Annotated in this window: 14 protein-coding genes; 9 read left to right on the forward strand and 5 right to left on the reverse strand. The window is 60.4% G+C overall.

Translation table 11 applies throughout. The features are described 5' to 3' along the window. The first annotated feature begins 1 nt into the window (after position 1). From KD146_RS00095 to KD146_RS00130, 8 genes are all read left to right on the forward strand, one after another. Positions 2-1,318: a cytosine deaminase gene (locus KD146_RS00095; protein ID WP_212656740.1), complete on the forward strand. Its 1,317-nt coding sequence runs from the start codon at positions 2-4 to the stop codon at positions 1,316-1,318. After that, positions 1,315-2,715 carry an FAD-binding oxidoreductase gene (locus tag KD146_RS00100; protein ID WP_212656741.1) on the forward strand — a complete coding sequence of 467 codons (1,401 nt, stop codon included), beginning with the start codon at positions 1,315-1,317 and terminating at the stop codon, positions 2,713-2,715. The genes KD146_RS00095 and KD146_RS00100 overlap by 4 nt, the downstream gene beginning before the upstream one ends. After that, a complete protein-coding gene (locus tag KD146_RS00105) occupies positions 2,715-3,305 on the forward strand; it encodes an NAD(P)H-dependent oxidoreductase (RefSeq protein ID WP_212656742.1) in 591 nt (196 codons plus the stop codon). The genes KD146_RS00100 and KD146_RS00105 overlap by 1 nt, the downstream gene beginning before the upstream one ends. A gap of 252 nt (positions 3,306-3,557) precedes the next feature. Further along, positions 3,558-4,508 (forward strand): BMP family protein, encoded by a 951-nt coding sequence (locus KD146_RS00110; RefSeq protein ID WP_249327671.1) that lies wholly within the window; start codon positions 3,558-3,560, stop codon positions 4,506-4,508. A gap of 50 nt (positions 4,509-4,558) precedes the next feature. Next, positions 4,559-6,106: an ABC transporter ATP-binding protein gene (locus KD146_RS00115; RefSeq protein ID WP_212656744.1), complete on the forward strand. Its 1,548-nt coding sequence runs from the start codon at positions 4,559-4,561 to the stop codon at positions 6,104-6,106. Beyond that, entirely contained in the window at positions 6,103-7,185 is a 1,083-nt protein-coding gene (locus tag KD146_RS00120) for an ABC transporter permease (protein WP_212656745.1), read from the forward strand. Before KD146_RS00115 ends, KD146_RS00120 begins: the two co-directional genes overlap by 4 nt. A 3-nt stretch (positions 7,186-7,188) precedes the next feature. Continuing rightward, the gene (locus KD146_RS00125; protein WP_212656746.1) at positions 7,189-8,136 is read left to right on the forward strand and encodes an ABC transporter permease; all 948 of its coding nucleotides are present in this window, start codon (positions 7,189-7,191) and stop codon (positions 8,134-8,136) included. A gap of 21 nt (positions 8,137-8,157) precedes the next feature. Continuing rightward, positions 8,158-9,444, forward strand: a complete 1,287-nt coding sequence (locus tag KD146_RS00130; protein WP_212656747.1) for an amidohydrolase family protein — start codon at positions 8,158-8,160, stop codon at positions 9,442-9,444. Here KD146_RS00130 and KD146_RS00135 read toward each other — a convergent pair whose 3' ends face one another. The 5 genes from KD146_RS00135 to KD146_RS00155 form a co-directional block, all read right to left on the reverse strand. Beyond that, complete coding sequence (locus tag KD146_RS00135) at positions 9,445-10,527, reverse strand: ABC transporter ATP-binding protein (protein ID WP_212656748.1); 1,083 nt, start codon at positions 10,525-10,527, stop codon at positions 9,445-9,447. 34 nt (positions 10,528-10,561) lie between these two features. After that, positions 10,562-11,389: a carbohydrate ABC transporter permease gene (locus KD146_RS00140; RefSeq protein WP_212656749.1), complete on the reverse strand. Its 828-nt coding sequence runs from the start codon at positions 11,387-11,389 to the stop codon at positions 10,562-10,564. After that, positions 11,386-12,270, reverse strand: a complete 885-nt coding sequence (locus KD146_RS00145; protein ID WP_212656750.1) for a carbohydrate ABC transporter permease — start codon at positions 12,268-12,270, stop codon at positions 11,386-11,388. The genes KD146_RS00140 and KD146_RS00145 overlap by 4 nt, the downstream gene beginning before the upstream one ends. A 76-nt stretch (positions 12,271-12,346) precedes the next feature. Further along, complete coding sequence (locus tag KD146_RS00150) at positions 12,347-13,630, reverse strand: ABC transporter substrate-binding protein (protein WP_212656751.1); 1,284 nt, start codon at positions 13,628-13,630, stop codon at positions 12,347-12,349. 49 nt (positions 13,631-13,679) lie between these two features. Next, positions 13,680-16,040: an alpha-L-rhamnosidase gene (locus KD146_RS00155; protein ID WP_212659038.1), complete on the reverse strand. Its 2,361-nt coding sequence runs from the start codon at positions 16,038-16,040 to the stop codon at positions 13,680-13,682. Positions 16,041-16,198: 158 nt separating this feature from the next. Between KD146_RS00155 and KD146_RS00160 the strand changes: the two genes are divergently transcribed. Continuing rightward, positions 16,199-17,227: a LacI family DNA-binding transcriptional regulator gene (locus KD146_RS00160; protein ID WP_212656752.1), complete on the forward strand. Its 1,029-nt coding sequence runs from the start codon at positions 16,199-16,201 to the stop codon at positions 17,225-17,227. The last annotated feature ends 64 nt before the right edge of the window (positions 17,228-17,291 follow it).

Consider the following 17,291-nt stretch of genomic DNA (forward strand, 5'->3'; position numbering starts at 1 on the left):
GATGACGATCACACTTCCGGCAGCGGGCAGCTACACGCTGCGAAATGCTTCGGTGCCCGCCTCGGTGATGGACGACGCTGCATCCGGCGCGCTGCGCACGGTTGATATCGCGGTGACCGGTGGGGCAGTCAGCGCCATCACCCCCGCCAGTTCATCGCCGACAGCAGGCGGCATTGATCTGGACGGTGGCATCGTCCTGCCAGCCTTTGTTGATCTGCACACCCATCTGGACAAGGGACATATCTGGCCACGTCGGCAAAATCCTGATGGCACCTGGACCGGTGCGCTGATGGCGGTGCTGGACGACCGACAGGCCAACTGGGCGGCGTCGGATGTGGAGCGGCGCATGGATTTTGCGCTGCGCTGTGCCTATGCGCATGGCACGGCAGCAATCCGCACCCATCTGGATATGGCGCCCCCACAGCATACGATCAGCTGGGATGTATTCGAAGCGATACGCGCGCGCTGGGCAGGGCGCATTGAATTGCAGGGTGTGGGGCTGATGGGCCCTGACACCATTCTGGATCCGGCAGCATTGCGCGCAATCGCCAAGCGGACCAAGGCGGCCGGTGGCGTGCTGGGTGGCTCGACAGCGGTCCATGCCGAGAACCCTACAATCATGCGGCGCCTGCTCGAAATGGCTGGCGAATTCGATCTGGATATCGACCTGCATACCGATGAGTCGCCTGATCCTGCCGCAAGCGCCTTGCGCAGTCTGGCAGACGCCGTGATTGAAACGGGTTTCACGGGCACTGTGGTGGCAGGCCATTGCTGTGCGCTGGCCAACCAGCCTGCCGATCAGGCGCAAGCCACGATCGAGCGAGTGGCGCAATCTGGCGTGGCGGTCGTGTCGCTGCCCATGTGCAATATGTATTTGCAGGACCGCGACAATGTCGACCGGGTGCGCACACCGCGCTGGCGTGGGGTCACCTTGCTCAACGAACTTAAGGCGGCAGGTGTGCCGGTGGCCATTGCCTCGGACAATACCCGCGATCCTTTCTATGCCTATGGCGATCTGGACGGCTTTGAGGTGCTGCGCGAAGGCGCCCGCATTCTGCAGTTTGATCATCCCCAGGCTGATGCCTTTGCCTGGGCGCGCTCGGTGGGCGCTGACCCCGCTGCGATTGCCGGGTTTGCCCATGCAGCAAAGCTGGCGGTGGGCGTTTCTGCCGATCTGGTGCTGTTTGGTGCCCGCAACTGGACCGAACTGATGAGCCGCCCCCAGTCGAATCGCACCGTGCTCCGCGCCGGTGCGGCCATCGACACCACATTGCCTGACTACCGCGAACTCGACGACCTGATGGGACCACACCTGTGACGATATCCAGCTTCCGTGCCGAACTCGGCGACATTCCTGTTGAAGACCATCCCCGCATTGTGCAGCAGCGCAGCCGCGATCACTATTGGTACTCGCCCGTGCTCAAGGCCAAGCTTGATCATGTGACCGCAGAGATCGTTGTTTCCCCGCGCAACAATGAAGAGGTCAAAACGGTGCTGCGGGCGGCCTTCAAGCACGGCATCGCGATCACGCCGCGCGGCGCGGGTACCGGCAATTATGGCCAGGCCATGCCGCTATCGGGCGGCGCGATGCTCAACCTGATGAATATGGACAAGGTGCTCGAAATCAAGCCGGACCGGGTGCGGGCGCAAGCCGGTGCGGTGATGGAAAAAATCGATCAGGAAACGATCGCTGCGGTGGGTGGTGAATTGCGCTTTCACCCCTCGACCTATCGCATGGCTTCGATCGGCGGCTTCATCGCCGGTGGGTCAGGTGGCGTCGGTTCGGTCCGCTGGGGCGGCCTGCGCAATCTGGGCAGCATATTGGGGCTCAAGGTCATAACCTGCGAGGCCGAGCCGCGTGAACTCGATCTGGTGGGAGAGGACATTCTCAAGGTGGCCCATGCCTATGGCACCAATGGGATCATCGTTGAAGCAGAGATGCCGCTGGCGCCAGCCCATGGCTGGATCGACATGGTGGTGGGCTTTGACAACTATATGGATGCCAGTCGCTTTGCCCTGGGCGTGGCGCTGCAGGACGGTCTGCTGGTCAAGGAAGTCTCGACTTATGCGGCCCCGATTCCGGAGGCCTATTTCAATCGCCACAAACCCTATCTCAAGGATGGTCAGTCGGTTGTGCTGCTGATGGTGGCGCCGGTGGCCGCCGATGCGATGACGCTGTTTGTCAGCCATCACAAGGGTGATCTGCGATACCGCTCCGACAAGGCGACCGAAGAAGAACTCAAGCGCCTGCCGCCGGTCTATGAACTGGCGTGGAACCATACGACGCTACGTGCGCTCAAGGTGGATCCGACCATCACCTATTTGCAGACGCGCTATCCCAGCCTTGAGCATCTGGAAAAGATTATCTCGCTGCTGGGCGATGAATTGCCCATGCATATCGAGGTGACGCGCCAGGATGGCGTGGTCACTTTGGCGGGGCTGCCACTGGTGCGATACACAACCGAGGCGCGGCTGGATGAGATTGTGGCCATTCATGAAGCCAATGGGTGCGATGTGTTCAATCCACACCGCTATACGCTCGAAGAAGGTGGCATGAAGCGCACTGACCAGAAGCAGCTCGATTTCAAGCGACAGTCCGATCCAAAGGGTATTCTGAACCCCGGCAAGATGGTGGCTTGGGAGAATCCGGATTTTGATTTTTCGGCAGGCAAGGTCTGGCTGTTTGATGGTCTCAACTCGGTAGGAGCCGCCTGATGCGTGTCCATGTCATTCACGCACACCCGGTGGAAACAAGCTTTAACCGCGCCTTGTTCAATGCCGCGGTTGATAGCCTGGCCAAGGCCGGGCACAGCGTCGACGCGCTCAATCTTTATGATGAGGAATTCCCCGCCGTGCTGACCCGCGAAGAGCGTCTGGGCTATCACGAGGTGCCGGACAATATCACGCCGGCCATCGCCCCTTACGTCGAGCGTCTGCGCGCGGCAGACGCGCTGGTCGTGGTGCATCCGGTGTGGAATTATGGCTATCCGGCCATTCTAAAAGGCTATTTCGACCGGGTATTCGTGCCTGGGGTGTCCTTCACCATGGAAGGGGGCGACGACCGAGGGCGGCTGGTTCCATGCTTGACCAACATCAGGAAAGTCGCGTTCATCACCAGCTATGGTGGCAATCGGCTGCGCAGCTGGGTGATGGGTGATCCGCCGCGCCGGCTGGCTATGCGCTGGGGCTGGGCAACCTTTCGGTCCCGACCACGCTATCTGGCACTGTACGACATGAACAACTGCACGCCGACCAGACTGGAGGGGTTCATTGATAATGTCCGCACAGAGATGAGCGCCTTCTAGTCGTACCCCACAAGCTGCTCCGCGCGTAATACTTGACACCTCTGCTCTGGATTTTTCCGGTAGCAGGCCAATTTCGCTTGGGTAATTTATGGGCTGCAGGAAGTTTGACTAAAAGGTCAATTTTCGTCTTGCCAAGGTCCTGCACTTGCCTCCTAGATAGGCGGCAGGGAAGCTTGGGCAGAATTTGCACAACCATGGGAAAGTCAGATGACCGATAAACTGAAATTGGGCAGACGCGCGTTCGTTACGACGATGGCGCTCGCAACAACGCTGGCATTGTCCGTTCCAACCTGGGCACAGGACGTGCTCAAGGTTGCGGCGATCTGGACGGTTCCGGTGGAGCAGCAATGGGCGAGCCGCCTGCACAATGCGCTGGTGGCTGCCGATGAGCGTGGCGACATTGAGTATGTCTACTCGGAGAACACCTCCAATACCGATTATGAGCGCGTGATGCGTGAATATGCCGAGCAGGGGATTGGCCTGCTGGTCGGTGAAGCGTTTGGCGTCGAGCAGCCGGCTCGCGAAGTGGCCGCCGAATATCCCGAGATCAAGTTTTTGATGGGCTCCTCACTGCCGCCGGCCGAGCCCAATTTCGCAACCTTCGACAACTTCATCCAGGAGCCAAGCTATCTCACCGGAATGATCGCTGGCGCCAAGACAGAAACCAATATGATCGGCATGGTTGGCGGATACGCCATTCCCGAAGTGAACCGGTTGATGAACGCTTTCATGGCCGGGGCGCTGTCGGTTAATCCGGATGCCAAGTTCTCGGTCAACTTCATCAACTCCTGGTACGATCCCCCAAAGGCCAAGGAAGCGGCCTTTGCCATGGTCGATGCAGGTGCTGATATTCTTTACGCCGAACGTTTTGGTGTGTCCGATGCGGCCAAGGAACGGGGCATTCTGGCGATCGGCAATGTCATCGACACGGCTGCCGATTATCCCGGCACCATTCTGGCCAGCGCGCTCTGGCATGGCGAGCCCATGATCGATCAGGCCATTGCTGATGTGAAGGATGGCAGCTTTTCCGCCAGCGACTACGGAATCTACGCCTTCATGAAATATGGCGGCTCGAGCATGGTTGCCGATGCTGATTTGGCCGGTGCCGACGTAGTGGCTGCCGCTGAAGCCAAGGGCGCTGAAATTACCGCCGGGACCTTCGAGGTCGAAATCGACGACACCGAGCCCAGCTCGACAATGTAGTCTTGTTGCCGGGCGCCAGATGCGCCCGGCACAACATGCCTGGGGGATTTATGCAGCAGGCTGACGTCGTGCTTTCGCTTGAGGGCATCACCAAGCGTTTTGGCAAGCTCGTGGCCAATGATGGGCTTGATCTGAGCCTGGCGCGCGGCGAGATACTGGCCCTGCTGGGCGAGAATGGCGCCGGCAAGACCACGCTGATGAATATCCTGTTCGGCCATTATGTGCAGGATGCCGGAATGGTCCGCGCGGCCGATCAGGCCGGTGCATTGCAGACATTGCCCAGTGGATCGCCAGGTGCGGCGCTGGACGCCGGTATCGGCATGGTGCACCAGCATTTTACTCTGGCCGAGAACCTGACGGGCCTGGACAATATCCGGCTGGGCACCGAGCCATTGCTGGCGCTGGGTGGGCGTCGTGCTGCTGCACGCAAGAAGGTGCAGCAGATCATTGCCGAAAGCGGGCTGGAGGTCGATCTTGACCGCCGCGTGGCAAGTCTGACCGTAGGCGAGAAGCAGCGGATTGAAATTCTCAAGGCGCTCTATCGCGATGTTCGTGTGCTTATACTGGATGAGCCGACGGCCGTGCTGACTCCGCAGGAAGCCGATGGGCTGTTTGTGGTGCTGCGTCGACTGGCCGAGAACGGGTTGGGCGTGATCTTCATCTCCCACAAGCTGGGCGAAGTGCTGGCCGTCTCGCACCGCATCATGGTGCTGCGCGCCGGCCGCAAGGCCGGGGAATTGGTGACCGCAGATGCAGATCGCCGCGCCATTGCCGATCTGATGGTGGGCAAGGCTGTTGCCGAAGTCAGCCGCACCGCGGCGAGCCCAGGCAAGACGCTGCTTGAATTTGACGATGTGCATTTGCGGCAATCATCAAACCGGCAATCGCTTCGCGGCGTCAGCTTTGCGCTGCGGGCTGGCGAGATTGTTGGCCTTGCGGGCGTTTCCGGCAATGGTCAGGCCGGTATTGCGGCGCTGATTTCTGGGTTGTCGGTGCCCGATCAAGGGGCGTTGCGCCTATACGGCAAGCCCGTCACTCAGTCCGACCCGCGCACGCTGGTCGCGGCCGGGGTGGCCCGCATGCCCGAGGATCGCCAGCATGACGGCGTGGTGGGCACGATGAGCGTGGCCGACAATATTGCCATTGAAGAGATTCGTGCCGATGGTTTTTCGCGCTTCGGGCTGCTCGACCGCAAGGCGATGCGGACCCGCGCCAGCAGTGCCATCACCGATTACGATATTCGCTGCCCGGGGCCAGAGGCCGAAGCGCGGCTGCTTTCGGGCGGCAATGTACAAAAGCTGATCTTGGCGCGAGTGCTCGAGCGTGCCCCTCGCGTCATTTTGGCAAATCAGCCGACGCGGGGGCTCGATGTGGGGGCGCAATCTGAGATTCATCGTCGCATAATTGCTGCCCGCGATCGTGGTGCAGCCGTGCTGGTGATCTCCGAGGATCTCGATGAATTGTTTGCGCTGGCTGACCGGTTTCTGGTTATCCATGCCGGAGAGGTCAGCGAAGCGGACCCTTCCAGCGCGCTGGACCGGGGCACGGTTGGGCTATTGATGGCCGGACAGTCCGGGAATGTGGCGGTGTCCGTATGAGCTTTCGTCTTGAACCCCGCGCAGATGCCTCCTTTGCGCTCAAGCTGATGGTGTCGTGCGGCGCCGGGTTGGCGGCGTTGCTGCTGGTGGCCATTCCCGTGCTGTTTGCCGGTGCCGCGCCCTTTGAGGCTTATGGCTTGATTATTCAGGGCGCGTTCGGCTCGATGTTTGCCCTGTCTGAAACCCTGACCCGCGCCACGCCGCTGATCCTTACCGGACTGGCGGCCGCGGTCGCCTTCCGGGCCAAGCTGTGGAATATCGGGGCCGAGGGACAGCTCTATATCGGGGCGCTGGCCGCGGTTCTCATAGGCGGTGGTCTGCTACAACTGCCGGCGGCGCTGCTTATTCCCACAGTGATGATTGCCGGCTTCATTGCCGGCGGATTGATGATGGTGGTGCCGGCCATCCTCAAGCAGCGCTTCGGCGCCGATGAGGTGGTGGTGACGCTGCTGCTCAATTTCGTCGTCATTCTGCTGGTGCAAATGCTGATCGAGGGCCCGCTGAAGGACCCGTTGGCGATGGGGTGGCCGCAATCGGTGCCGTTGCTGGCGGAGGCGCGGCTGCCAAAGCTGCTGCCGCGTCTGCGCATGCATTGGGGGCTGGTGATCGGGGTGGCTTCGGCACTGCTGCTTTGGGTCATGGTGCGCAAGACGGTACTGGGCTTTGAAATTCAGGCGGTGGGCGAGAACAAGGCCGCGGCCCGGTTTGCCGGTATTCCGGTCAATGCCACCATGCTCAAAGTGGCGCTGTTTTCGGGTGGTCTGGCGGGGCTGGCCGGGGTTAGCGAAGTTGCCGGCGTAAAGGGGTATCTCTCGGCTGATCTGTCGCCGGGCTTTGGTTATTCAGGGATCGTGGTCGCCATGTTGGCGGGGCTGTCGCCCATCGGCACGGTCTTTGCGGCGATCTTCGTGGCGGCCGTGTTTGTCGGTGCGGATTCGATGAGCCGGGCTACTGGCATCTCCAATTACTTAGCGGACCTTGTGGTGGCGCTTTCTCTGCTGTGCGTACTGGTCGGCGGCTTTTTTCTACGCTTCCGCATTCGCTACGAAGCAGCGGCCAGGCCGGCTGGAGGCGCCTAGATAATGGATGTACTGCTTGAGATTTTCGGGTCTGCAAATTTCTGGGCTGCCGCCATCCGCATTGCCACGCCACTGATCTTTGGCGTGCTTGGGGCGCTGGTCTGCGAGCGCGCCGGGGTGCTCAATCTAGGCATTGAGGGCATTTTTGTTGCGGGCGCGATGGCGGGCTGGCTGGCGGTTTATCTTGGCGTGGGATTGTGGGGTGGGGTGCTGGTGGCTGCGTTGGCCGGGGCAGCCTTTGGTCTGTTGCACGCCTTCCTGACCGTCATTCTGGGGCTTTCCCAGCACGTCTCGGGCATTGGCATTACGCTGCTGGCGACCAGTCTGAGCTATTTCACCTATCGAACGGCCTTGCCCGATGTCAGTTCGCCGCCGCGCATTGTGCCATTCCAGCCACTGGATATTCCTGGTCTGACCGATCTGCCTTTTATCGGCCCGGTACTGTCGCAGCAGACATTGTTGACCGTGCTGGCTTTTGCCTTGGTGGGCGTGGTGGCGCTGGTGCTCTATCGCATGCCTCTGGGCCTGGCGATCCGCGCAGTGGGTGACAATCCCGCTGCCGTCGAGGCACAGGGGCTCTCGGTGCAGGGGCTGCGCATTGGCGCGGTCGTGGTCGGCTCGGCGCTGATGGCGCTGGGCGGGGCGTTTCTGACCATGTCGGCGTTCGACGCGTTTTTCTTTGGCATGGTCAATGGCCGGGGGTGGATCTGCATTGCGCTGGTGGTGTTTGCTTCCTGGCAGCCCGGCAAGGCGCTGCTGGGGGCGCTGCTGTTTGGTGCCTTTGATGCATTCCAGATCCGGCTGCAGGCCGAGATTGGTCAGGTGGTGCCGGGCCAGGTGTTCCTGATGCTGCCCTATCTGCTCTCCATCGTGGCGCTTGTATTGGTTGCGCGGCGGGCCGACTATCCACGCGCGCTGCTGCAGCCCTGGTTCAAGGGCCAGCGTCACTAGTTCATGTCCTGAGGAATTACCGTGTTCGATCTCAAGCTCACCAATGCCAGCCTTGCTGATGGCCGCACCGGCGTCGATATCGGTGTCAGCGCGGGGCGCATTGCCGCCATAGAGCCTCGGCTTGAGGGCGAGGCCGCTGAGGTGATCGACACCGAAGGGCAGTTGGTGTCGGCCCCGTTCGTGGATTGTCACTTCCACATGGACGCGACGCTATCCCTTGGTCTGCCACGCTACAACGAGAGCGGGTTGTTGCTCGAAGGCATCCAGATCTGGGGTGAACTCAAGCCGCTACTGACGCAGGAGGCGGTAATCGAGCGCGCCATGGCCTATTGCGATCTGGCGGTCAGCCAGGGGCTGCTGGCCATTCGGACCCATGTCGATATCTGTGATGACCGTCTGCTGGGCGTTGAGGCCCTTCTCGAAGTTCGCCGACTAGTCGCGCCCTATATCGACCTGCAATTGGTGGCCTTTCCACAGGATGGCTATTATCGCTCGCCCGGCGCGGTGGAGTTGCTCAATCGCGCCCTCGATATGGGCGTCGATGTTGTCGGCGGCATTCCGCATTTCGAGCGCACCATGGCCGACGGTGCGGCAAGCGTCGAAGCGCTGTGCCGGATCGCGGCGGACCGTAATCTGCTGGTCGATATGCATTGCGACGAAACCGATGACCCGCTCAGCCGCCATATCGAGACACTGACCGCGCAGACGCAGCGCCTGGGGCTGGGTGGCCGCGTGGCTGGATCGCACCTGACCTCGATGCACTCAATGGACAATTACTATGTGTCCAAGCTGCTGCCGCTAATGGCCGAGGCTGGCGTCGCTGCCATCGCCAATCCCAATATCAATATCGGTATTCAGGGTCGGCACGACAGCTACCCCAAACGGCGCGGCATGACCCGCATCCCCGAAATGCTGACCTATGACATCACCTGCGCCTTTGGGCAGGACTGCATGATGGACCCCTGGTATTCGCTGGGCCAGGCCGACATGCTTGAGGTAGCCTCGATGGGTCTGCATGTTGCGCAGATGACCAGCCGCCATGCCATGCGCCAGTGCTATGCGGCCGTTACCACCGGGCCGGCCAAAATCATGCATCTGGATGGCTATGGCGTGGAAGTTGGCTGCAAGGCCGACATGGTGTTGCTGCAGGCGACCAATCCGATTGATGCCATCCGGCTCAAGGCCACGCGACTAGCGGTGATTAAGTCGGGTCGCGTAATTTCGCGCACCGCACCCCGATTGAGCGCGCTGGGGCTGCCAGGGCGGCCACAGCGATTAGATCCATCGAGGGTCGGCCCGCAGGCTTGATCAGACGGGCAGGCGGGAATTGCCGGTCTCGTCGAATACCACGGCGCCATCGGTGGCGATGGTGAGTTGCAGGGTCTGATCGGGCTTGAGGTCGTGATCCTTGTCGAGCACCACCAGCCAGCTTTCCCCCGAGGGCAGGCGCAGGCTGACATTGGTTTCATTGCCCAGCCGCTCGACCAGGCTGACCTGACCCACCAGATTGCCCGATGTAGTCAGTGTCAGATTGTGGGGCCGGATGCCCAGCGTGACCGTGTCACCGATCTTGAGACCATCAGTAGTGGCGGGAATGCTGGCGGAGGCAACGTCCTTGCTCGAGACCGTGACCGCGCCGGGGCCGATGGCCTCGATCATTACTTTGGTAAAGTTCATCTTGGGTGAACCGATAAAGCCGGCAACGAACAGATTGGCGGGCCGCTGATAGAGTTCGATGGGCGAGCCAACCTGCTGCACGACGCCGCCATTGAGCACCACGATCTTGTCGGCCAGCGTCATGGCCTCGACCTGGTCATGGGTCACGTAGATCATGGTGGCGCTGAGGTCCTGATGCAGCTTGGCCAACTCCATGCGCATGTCGACACGCAGTGCCGCATCGAGATTGCTCAGGGGCTCATCAAACAGGAACACCTCGGGCTGGCGCACGATGGCGCGGCCAATGGCGACGCGCTGGCGCTGGCCGCCCGAAAGCTGGCTGGGTTTGCGATCGAGCAGATGTTCCATCTGCAAGATGCGCGCGGCGTCACGGATCTTCTGGTCGCGCACATCCTTGGGGGTCTTGGCCAGCTTCAGCCCGAAGCCGACATTGTCATAGACCGTCATGTGCGGATAAAGCGCGTAGCTCTGGAACACCATGGCGATGCCGCGGTCGCGTGGCTCGACCTGATTGCACAGCACATCACCGATCCACAGTTCACCCGAGGTGATGTCCTCTAGCCCGGCGATCATGCGCAGCAGGGTGGACTTGCCGCAGCCCGAAGGGCCGACGAATACCACGAATTCGCCCTGCTTTACGGTGAGATCGACGCCCTTGATGACTTCGACTGCGCCATAGCTCTTATGCAGTGATTTGAGTTCGAGTCCGGCCATCTGCCTGCCCCTTCTGAATAGTGATAATTGCCAATCAGCCTTTGACCGCGCCTGCCGTCATGCCGGCAACGATCTGCCGGTTGAAGAACAAGAAGACGATCAGCGGTGGAATGGTGATGAGCAGGATGTTGGTGAACAGTAAATTGTAGGACGTGTTGAACTGGCTCTGGAAATTATACAGCGTCAGTTGCACCGTCGCGTTCTGGTTGCCCGGCAGGTAGTAGAGCGGGTTGGTGAAGTCGTTAAAGATGGTCACTGACTGCACCACGATATTTGTCACGGTGACTGGCCATAGCAGTGGCATGATCACGCGGAAAAACACATCCATCGGCCGCGCGCCATCGATGATGGCGGCCTCATCGAGATCGCGTGGAATCGTGGCGATAAAGGCGCGATAGAGCAGGATGGAGAACGGCAGGTGGTAGGCGATCTCGATCAGGATCAGGCCATGCAGTTTGGCAAACAGCCCCAGACCCTGCAGCAGCACAATGGTGGGAACGATGGCCGGTGGGATCATCAACCCCGCCAGGATCAAGAATTCGATCATGCCATTCCAGCGGGTTTTGCGGCGCTGCAGCACGAAGCCAACCATGGCGGCGAAGATCACCAGCAGGGTAACGCTCGAGACAGTCAGAATGGTGGAATTGATGAAGGCGGTCAGCAGCATCCAGTTGCGGGTGGTGACCACCTCGACGATGTTCTCCCAGAGATAAATGCTCTGCGGCCAGGAAAAGTCGAGCAGATTGGCCTGTTGCTTGCCCTTGAGTGCGGTGAGCAGAATGAAGGCGAAGGGCACCAGGAAGACCACGGCCGAAACCAATATGGAAACGATGGTCAGCCAGTAGCGGCGTAGAAAGCTCATTCGTGGCCCTCCTTGCGGTTGAGCAGCATGGTCAGGGGCACCACAAGGATGGCGATGAGCACGAAGAGCACCACATTGCCGGCGGTCGACAGGCCATAAAAGCCGGCCTGGTATTGCTTGTAGATCACCGAGGCGATGGTGTCCGAGGAGAAGCCGGGGCCGCCGCGTGTCATTGCCCAGATCAAGTCGAAAGTGCGCAGGCCGCCAATGAAGCTGAGGGTGATCACGGTCACCGTAGCTGGGCGGCAGAGCGGCAGGGTGACGTACAAAAAGCTTTGGAAGGAGGTCGAGCCATCAATACGGGCGGCCTCGTAATAGTCCTTGGGAATGGCGACAATGCCAGCGATATAGATCACGGTGGCGAGGCCAACGCCTTTCCACACATCAACGAGCGCGACCGAAATCAGCGCCAGATTGGGATCGACCAGCCAGCCGGGGCCCTTGATGCCCAGCGCGGCCAGACCTTCATTGATCATGCCCTGTGTGGGGTGCATCAGCACGGTAAAGGTGATGCCCACGCCGACCGTGGAGACCAGCACGGGAAAGAAAACCACCGAACGCAGATAGCCGCGTGCAGCGATCTGGCTGGTCAGTAGCACGGCCAGCAACAGCCCCAGGATCACCTTGAGCCCCGAACTGATGACGGCGTAAATGACGGTATTGAGCAGGCCTTTGATCAGGAAGGGTTCGCGGAAAAACTGCGCGAAATTGTCCAGCCCGATAAAGGTAGAATTGAACAGGGTCCAGCGGGTCAGGCTGAAGTAGAACGAGGCGAAGGTCGGCGCCAGAAACAGCACGCCATAGATGATGGCGGCGGGCAGGAAAAACCAACCCGGATAGGTTGTAGCGCGGGAGCGTGCCGGGCTGGTGACGGTGGCCATCGCGATAGTCCTCAGACGTCAAAAGAGTGGTTCCGGGCAGGAATCTCCGCCCGGAACGTGTCATTGTGGGAGTTGCTTACCAGCCTTCGAGGCCGAGTTGCTGGGCCTGCTTGCGCACATCCTGATCATACAGGGCGGCGCCGTCTGCCGCCGAGCGGATGCCCGACCCGACTTCCACCGTGATCTGTTCCAGGGCAGGCCCCTTGATAGGCGAGAGGAACTCCAGCGCAGGCGCATTATTCCCGCCGTCTGCGAAATATGGCAGCATGTCGCTCACGGCTGGCGGCACATCTGCTGGCAGATCGCAGCCGCTGATCAGGTATGGCCCGGTCGCCCCAACAGTGTCGTTGCGGATGGCACAGGCTTCCGGGCTGGCGACGAAAGCAGCGAATTTCTTGGCGGCTTCTTCATTGCTGGTGCTTTGGGGAATGTACAGGGAATCCGGCATCCAGGTGGTCAGGCCATTGGAGCTGTCACCGGGCTGGGCAAAGAAGCCGACATCGGCCAAGTGTTCAGGATTGCCCTCAGCTATCGCACCGATGGCGAAGGTCAGCATGGGATAGTGCGCGCCTTCCCCATTGGCGACCATGCGGATGCCGTCACTGTACTTGGCTGCGCCGAAGTCCTCGTTCATGTAACCAGCCTTAGAAACAGCCTCGAGCCGTTCAAAGCCGCTCATCGCTGCCGGTGTGGTGGCATATTTGGCCGTGCCGGCTGTGTATTCCTCGGCAAAGGCGGGAACTGCTGCCTGTACGTTGTAATAGTCCGCCAACACAAACAGCTGGCTGGTCCAGGTGTCGCCATAGGTCTGGATCACGGCAACCTTGCCGGCAGCCTTGATCTTCTCGTTATTGGCCATGAATTCGTCCCACGTGGTGGGGACTTCGAGGTCGAGTTCATTGTAGATCGGAATATTGTACAGGATGCCGCCGCCCATGGCCGTTGCATAGGGCGCGCCGTAGACCTCGCCGCCCGAAGAGACGACAGACTTGAAGCTGTCCTGCACATTGGCCTGCCAGGGCTCATTGGTCAGGGGCAGCAGGTTCTGCTGGGGGTTGATTGCCTGGAATAGTGAGCCCGAGTTGTAGGTGAACACATCGGCCATCACGCCTGTAGCCAGCCGTGTCTTGACAATGTTGTCACCTTCACCGCCGCCCGGGCGGGTTTCGATGTCGATGCTGATTTCAGGGTTTGCTACTTCAAAGGCTGCAACGTAGGCCTCGAACACGGGAACCGTCTGGGGCCCGTTGTCGATCAGCAGAGTCAGATTGACGCTCTGGGCCCATGATGGCGCAGATAGTGCCGTAAAGGCCAGTAGGCCGACGGCAAAACGCGCCGTCTTGGTGAAATTGGCAGTCATTGGTTTCCTCCCTATTGAACTGCATGCTTGGTCGGCTCGCTATGCGCCCCTACGGGGTGCGCACATTGACGTTGGGGCGATCGTGCGCTTGGCGCACGGGCACCGAATAGTCGAAGGTGATGGTGTGTTTGCCGGGGCTCAGTGTCGGTTCGGTACCTGCCATGATGGTGGCGCCATCAAGCTGGGCATTGCGATAGGCCGGGGACAGGCGCAGACGCCCTGTGCTGCCCTGAGGCACTTCGACTTCATAGCGGACATGGTCACCATCAAGTGCCCAGCCAGCCCGGATCAGACCGCGCGGGCTGTCGTGATGGGCGGCCACAGGCGACAGGCCATCGAGGATGGTGGGTTCAAAGATGATGGATTCAAAGCCGGGCGCCGCCGCGTCGGGCCGGAATCCGGCGACACCTTCCAGAAGCCACTGGCACACAGCACCATAGGCATAGTGATTGTAGGAGTTCATGCGCGGATTGTAGATGGTGCCATCGGGTTCGATGGCGTCCCAGCGTTCCCAGATCGTGGTGGCGCCCATTTTGACCTGGTAGAGCCAGCCGGGCACATCCTCCTGCAGGAAGACATCGGCGGCTAGGCCCAGCTCTCCAATCTTGACCAGGGCCGGTAACAGGGCCGGCGTGCCGATGAAGCCAGTGCCGATGCGGCCGTCGCTGCGGGCGATGGCATTTTTGAAATAGCGCTTTGCGGCAGCGTGTTTGTCGGCGGGGATCAGATCGTGCAGGAAGGCCAGCGCATAGGAAGTCTGGTCGTCTCCACCGACGCGGCCTGACGGGGTAATGAACTCCCGGGCAAAGGCGGTTTTGACTTGTTCGGCCATGTCGGCCAGACGCTGGGCCGTCTTGGTGTCACCGGAAATTTCGGCAATCTGGCTGACCAGTTTTGCGGTGATGTGCAGGTAAAGCGTGGCAGCGGCATCATCGCTTATGGTGGGCAGCGGCTTGGCGCTGGGCCCCTTGGGCTGGAGCCAGTCACCAAATGAAAAGCCTCGGGCGCCCCAGGCGCGGGGTGGCTGAACAATCGGGCCGTCGCTGATAGACCAGACGAAGTCGACCCATTTGACCATGGCGGGTAGCACTTCGTTGAGGATCGCTGTGTCGCCATAGTGCAAGTAGACCTGCCACGGCACGACCGCGATAGCGTCACCCCAGCCCGTGCTGCCGAAAAAGCCTGGATAATGCGTGTCATCCATCTTGGTGGGGTCGGGAACCACATGGGGTACAGCGCCGTCTTCGCGCTGATCGGCCATGACGTCACGGATCCATTTGTGGAAGAAACTCTGGGCGTCGGCCAGATAGCAGGCCGTGCCCGCAAAGACCTGTGCGTCGCCCGTCCATCCCAGTCGCTCATCGCGCTGCGGGCAGTCCGTGGGCACTTCAATGAAGTTGGAGCGTTGCGACCAGATGGTGTTGAGAAACAGACGATCCACCAGCTTGTTGGCTGAGGTGAAGCTTGCCTTGATTTCGGTCACCGAGCTGATCGGCACCGAGACCACATTGGATACTTTGGCCTTGCCCTCGATGGTGATGCGGGCGAAGCGAAAGCCCTGGAACGTAAAGAGCGGGCGGTAGTCTTCGGCGCCATTGCCCTTGAGCGTATATTCAATGCGGCATTCAGCGGTGCGCAGATTGCCATTGTAGAAGACCCCGTCCTTGTCGAGGATTTCGGCGTGCTCAACGATGATGCGAGCGCCGGCTTCGCCGATAACGGTAAAGGCGACATAACCGCCGCAGTTCTGGCCGAAGTCGTAAAGGATGCGGCCCGCGTCATCGCGCCAGGTCTTGGTTGGCTGCAGGGGCTCAAGTTCACGAACGGGCGTGGTTTCGTGGGCCACCAGGCGCGCAGTGTCAAAGGCGATAGCCTCGCTGCCGGCGGTAGCGGTTTGCGCGAAGCTGGCGTCGTAGATTTCACCAAAATAGATGCCGGATTTGCGCACCGGCAGTTCGCCGCTTTCCCAGCTAGCGTCGGTCGACAGCACTACGCTGCCATCACCATCGAGCAATTGGGCAATGGCGGCGATACGGTCGCCCCATGTATTGAAGATAGGACGACCGCCCCACATCATCTGAGAGCGCAGCCAGCCGTCAGCCAACCAGATTTCCATGGTGTTTTCGCCGGCCACCAGCAGGTCCGAAACATCATAGGTCTGAAAGCTCAGGCGGGTTTCATAGCTGGTCCAGCCAGGTGTCAGAATATCGTGGCCGACCCGCTGGCCATTGATGAAGCAGACATAGAGCCCCAACGCGCTGATATGCAGGGTCTTGCCATTGGCGCGGGTGTCCAGCGTGAAGGACTTGCGCAGGAACGAGCCGGGCGTGCCGACACCGTGGTCGCTGAGTGGCGCCACCATCTGCGCAACCCAATTGACGTCGACCGGCTGTGTGGATGCGGCATGCATAATCGCTGCGTCGTTCACGCGGAATTCCTCCCATAGACACCGGTAGACCCGGTTGTAGACTGTTCTACGTATAGCGTTCTACATTTTGATTGGCTTGGCAATAGGCACCTTGCTGAAAACATGCGAGAAGTGGTCGAAACGAGGAATCCCAAAGTCGCATGGCCAAGACCGTATCGTCCCCACCCAAGCCCGCAGAGCGGATCACGATCCGCGAAGTTGCCCAGGATGCGGGCGTATCGGTTGCGGCGGTGTCCAAGGTGCTACGGGATGCCTATGGGGTCAGTGATGCGTTGCGTGCCAAGGTGCGCGCTTCGATGGACAAGCTCAACTATCGCCCCCGTGCATCGGCGCGCGGCATGCGCGGCAAGACCTATACGCTGGGGCTGATCTTCCCCGATCTGCGCAACCCGTTCTTTGCCGATGTCTATGCCGGGGTAAACTCGGCGCTCGAGCGCACGCAGTATCAGGCCATGCAGGGCTTCAGCACCACGCCCGCCGCTTTGATTGAAGCGATGATTGATCGGCAGATGGACGGGTTGATCCTGATTGGCCCCAATGAAAGTGCTGCCTCACTGGCGGCCACTGGCGCGCGTCTTCCACTGGTGACCATTGGCCAGCATGACAAGAGTGGCGACGGATATGACACGGTCAATAATGATGACCAACTCGGCGCTCGTCTGGTCGTTCGTCATCTCGTTGGCAATGGTTTTCGCAATATTGCCATGCTCAGCCTGATGCAACCGGCCTCCACGGTCATTGAGCAGCGCGAACTGGGTTATCGGCTCGAAATGATGGAGCAGAAATGCGGTGGGACCATCAACATCGTTCGCGCGCCACAGGTCGTACGCGACGTACAGGTGGCTGTGCGGCGATTGCTCGAAAGCAAGGAGCGGCCTGATGCGATCTTCTGCTGGACTGATCTGATGGCGTTCGAGGCGATCAGCGTCGCGGTTGATCTGGGGCTGTCCGTGCCTGACGACATTGCCATTGTCGGCTATGACAATACGATGTTCTGTGACTTCGCCCAGAACAGCCTGACCAGCGTGGACCAGTCCGGTGAATTGCTGGGGCTACAGGCAGCGCGTCTGGTTGTTGAGCGTATCGATGGGCGTAGCGCCGCCGATCATTTTACGGTGCCTCCGCGTATCGTTGCGCGAAACAGCTCGCGCCCACGCAAGCCGATCTGAAGGCAATAGCTCGCTGTATCGTTGGGTCGATTGGACCGCGTTGACATCGTGGTGGGGACCGCGC

It is taken from the genome of Devosia litorisediminis (assembly GCF_018334155.1).
Lineage (GTDB): Bacteria > Pseudomonadota > Alphaproteobacteria > Rhizobiales > Devosiaceae > Devosia > Devosia litorisediminis.

Excerpts from the sequence above, each read along its gene's own strand:
- KD146_RS00095 (WP_212656740.1), top strand. The coding sequence starts at position 2 with ATGACGATCACACTTCCGGCAGCGGGCAGCTACACGCTGCGAAATGCT.
- KD146_RS00105 (WP_212656742.1), top strand. The coding sequence starts at position 2,715 with ATGCGTGTCCATGTCATTCACGCACACCCGGTGGAAACAAGCTTTAAC.
- KD146_RS00110 (WP_249327671.1), top strand. The coding sequence starts at position 3,558 with ATGGCGCTCGCAACAACGCTGGCATTGTCCGTTCCAACCTGGGCACAG.
- KD146_RS00115 (WP_212656744.1), top strand. The coding sequence starts at position 4,559 with ATGCAGCAGGCTGACGTCGTGCTTTCGCTTGAGGGCATCACCAAGCGT.
- KD146_RS00120 (WP_212656745.1), top strand. The coding sequence starts at position 6,103 with ATGAGCTTTCGTCTTGAACCCCGCGCAGATGCCTCCTTTGCGCTCAAG.
- KD146_RS00125 (WP_212656746.1), top strand. The coding sequence starts at position 7,189 with ATGGATGTACTGCTTGAGATTTTCGGGTCTGCAAATTTCTGGGCTGCC.
- KD146_RS00135 (WP_212656748.1), bottom strand. The coding sequence starts at position 10,527 with ATGGCCGGACTCGAACTCAAATCACTGCATAAGAGCTATGGCGCAGTC.
- KD146_RS00140 (WP_212656749.1), bottom strand. The coding sequence starts at position 11,389 with ATGAGCTTTCTACGCCGCTACTGGCTGACCATCGTTTCCATATTGGTT.
- KD146_RS00145 (WP_212656750.1), bottom strand. The coding sequence starts at position 12,270 with ATGGCCACCGTCACCAGCCCGGCACGCTCCCGCGCTACAACCTATCCG.
- KD146_RS00150 (WP_212656751.1), bottom strand. The coding sequence starts at position 13,630 with ATGACTGCCAATTTCACCAAGACGGCGCGTTTTGCCGTCGGCCTACTG.
- KD146_RS00155 (WP_212659038.1), bottom strand. The coding sequence starts at position 16,040 with ATGCATGCCGCATCCACACAGCCGGTCGACGTCAATTGGGTTGCGCAG.
- KD146_RS00160 (WP_212656752.1), top strand. The coding sequence starts at position 16,199 with ATGGCCAAGACCGTATCGTCCCCACCCAAGCCCGCAGAGCGGATCACG.